Source organism: Accumulibacter sp., assembly GCF_031732815.1.
GTDB lineage: Bacteria > Pseudomonadota > Gammaproteobacteria > Burkholderiales > Rhodocyclaceae > Accumulibacter.
Map to the genome: position 1 here is coordinate 1 of NZ_JAVMKF010000037.1, position 3,142 is coordinate 3,142.

Annotated in this window: 3 protein-coding genes; all 3 read right to left on the reverse strand. The window is 62.3% G+C overall.

Translation table 11 applies throughout. From position 1 onward, the window contains the following. On the reverse strand, positions 1-1,204 hold a 1,204-nt coding region (locus RKP46_RS03265; protein WP_311105297.1), incomplete at its 3' end, for a hypothetical protein. 18 nt (positions 1,205-1,222) lie between these two features. Then, the gene (locus tag RKP46_RS03270; RefSeq protein WP_311105298.1) at positions 1,223-1,666 is read right to left on the reverse strand and encodes an HIT family protein; all 444 of its coding nucleotides are present in this window, start codon (positions 1,664-1,666) and stop codon (positions 1,223-1,225) included. A gap of 129 nt (positions 1,667-1,795) precedes the next feature. Next, on the reverse strand, positions 1,796-3,142 hold a 1,347-nt coding region (locus RKP46_RS03275), incomplete at its 5' end, for a (Fe-S)-binding protein (RefSeq protein WP_311105299.1).

Sequence of the window (3,142 nt, forward strand, 5' to 3'; positions counted from 1 at the left end):
TGGCGCACTGGTCGAGGACATCCCAGCGGTCGATGGCGAAGCCGATCTGCGCATGATGGTTGGCGGAAAACTGCTGCCCCGGGTCAAGCTGGTGGCGGAAAGCGAAGAGGGCTTCGAACTCCTTACGAGAATAGACGCTGGCGCTCTCCGGCTGAGTGAAGCCTTTGCCCGAGAGACAGTAATGTATTCCGGCAAAACCGGTACATACCTTGGTCGCCCCGGAGGCCTTTTGTCGCCGGTATTTGCGCGGAACCTGCATCAACAGCCAGAAGCGCGATAGACGTTTGAGCAGGCGATGGCATTCGACGGCCGAGCAGTCGTCGCCGAGAGCGAGTTGAACCGGGGTGACCCCTTTGCGCAACTGCGATCGCAGTTCATTGATCTGGACGATCAGGCGCGAGGTATCGATGCGACGTTCGTTTTCCAGCCGGCCGTCCTCGCTGGGTACCTGCAGACTGGCGTCCTGCATCAGATCGACGACAAAGTGCATCGGTGGTTGTCGGGAATCGATTGAATGTAATTCAGCCAAAGCCGACCAGTTGTTTGCCCAGCGCCGGATCAGGTTCACTTCAGCGAAGGAGAGAACCTGTGGGTGGGCGACGTCGAGCAGCAGCACGCTGACGTAGGCGGCCGTACAGTGCGTGCTGCGCCCCAGCGGATCGAGTGCATCCGGAACCGGCAGGCAGGCAACGTTCCACTCCTCGGCACTCGCGTAATAGCCGTGCAGGTCGAGCCACAGGCCGGCCGCCACCTGGCGGCGGGCGCGATGATGCTCGATGATCGCCATCCCGGTGTAGTAGATGCACCGGTGCAGGATCAGGGCCAGTTTCGCCTGGTAGCGCTCGTTATCTTCCGGGGTGAGCAGCTGAGCACAGTGCGCGTAGGCGTGCGTAACCTTTCGCCAGGTGGCGACCACCTGATGAAAGGCTTTCTCCTCGGTATCGCCGAGCGGCAGCGCGCGATCGGCGAAACGTTTGGCCAACTCGTCTTCGATGAAACAGAGCGAGATTCTCGTCTGCTCCAGCAACTGCAGGTAGACTTCGGCCGTCGGCGGGGCCTGCAGCAGGCTGTCGAGGAACTGCGTGATCTCACGCTCCGCTTGTTCGGAGTTGGCCAGCGGCAAGCGGGAAAGGATTCGGTAGCCGGTATCCAGGTCAGGAATTCTCATCGTAAACACGCTCTTCGCTAGTAGGGCTGCGGACATTTCTCGCTCCCCAGGTTATTACGTTCCGCTGCGCTGGGCTTGGCGCAGCGCGTTGATGATCTGCTCGCCAAGTTCGCGCACACCGATCGGCTTCCGCCTTTGCGCGACGACGCGCTGGACACTGCCCCAAATCGGGTTCGGGAAGTGCTTGTCGTCGCGCCAGCGAGGAATGACGTGCCAATGAAGATGCGGCGTCAGGTTTCCCAGGCTGGCGAGATTGACCTTGTCGGGCTGGCAAAGCTGGCGGACGGCAGTTTCAACGGCGAACACGACGTTCATCAACTGGTTCCTCTCGGCCGGCGGCAGGTCGCTCATCTCGCGCACGTGCCGCTGCAGGACGACGCGGCAGAAACCGGGGTAGTCTGCGTCTTCGACCATCACGACGCGGCACAGTGCACTTTCCCAGACGACCTCTCCGCCCGGACAGTTGCACAACTCGCAAGTCTCAACCTCGTGCTGCATGATTCCTCGACTCCTGCTGACCATTTGTTACCTGGCGTCGGTGCGCCTTGTGGGGTCAGAAGATAGCCGGCCTGTCCGGCACGGGCGAGGAACTAGATCACAAAGCGGCCATTCGCTCGCCGTTTTCGCCTACAGAAGGACTCGTTCGATGCCGCCGCTGTTGGCCTGCCTGACGTAGCTCATCAGCCAGTCAGCGCCGAGCAGGCGGCGGGCCATTTCAACCACCAGGTAGTCGGCCTCGGTCTGGCAGTCCTCGTCGAAGCGTGACAGGCCTTGCAGGCACGACGGGCACGCCGTAAGCAGCTTGATCGTGCCGGAGAAACCGTCCTGGCGCAGCCTGCCGGCGCCCTTCTCGATTTCTTCCTGCTTGCGGAAGCGGACCTGCGTTGATACGTCCGGGCGCGTCACCGCGAGGGTGCCGGATTCTCCGCAGCAGCGCTCGCACAGGCTCACCGGCGGGCCGGCGAGCAAGGAATTGACCACCTTGATCCCCGACTGGGTACGCATGGGGACGTGGCAAGGGTCGTGGTACAGGTAGCGGATATCGTCGACTGCCGGGAGTCTGACTCCCTTTTCCAGCAGATATTCGTGAATGTCGAGCAGGCGGCAGCCGGGAAAGATCTTTTCGAAGTGGTACTTCTCGAGCTGGTCCATGCACGTGCCGCAGGACACGATGACGGTCCGGATATCGAGGTAGTTCAGCGTGTTGGCCACGCGGTGGAAGAGAACCCGGTTGTCGGTGGTGATCGTCTGTCCCTGGTTGGCCTCACCCGCCGCCGTCTGCGGATAGCCGCAACAGAGATAGCCCGGCGGCAGCACGGTTTGCACGCCGATCGAATACAGCATCGCCTGGCTGGCCAGGGCGACCTGCGAGAAAAGGCGCTCGGAGCCGCAGCCGGGAAAATAGAAGACCGCTTCGCCGTCGTAATCCGGCGCGCTCGCCTTTCGCGGGTCGCGGATGACGGCGACCGTCTTTTCGTCCTCGATGTCGAGCAGCGCGCGCGCGGTGCGCGCCACGAGTCGTCCCGGCAAGGGTTTGTTGATGAAGTGAATGACCTGGCTGCGCAGGGCCGGCGGGCCGAGCGTCGAGGGCGGCTGCCGGGTTTGCCGCTGCACCAGGTGCAGCGATCGGGCCAGCCGGCTTGCCTGGCGCTGGATGCGGTAACCGAGACCGATCATCAGGCGACGCACCAACCTGATCGTCGCCGCGTCCTTCATCGTCAGAAACGCCATCGCGGCAGCTTTTGCCGGAACGAAGCGCTTCTTCCCCTGCTCGCGCAGCAGGTTGCGCATGTGGACCGAAACGCTGCCGAAGTCGATATCGACCGGGCAGGGTGTCAGGCACTTGTGGCAGATCGTGCAGTGATCGGCGACGTCACTGAATTCTTCGAAATGGCGTAGCGATACGCCGCGTCGCGTCTGCTCCTCGTAGAGGAAGGCTTCGATCAGCAGCGAAGTGGCAAGAATCTTGTTGCG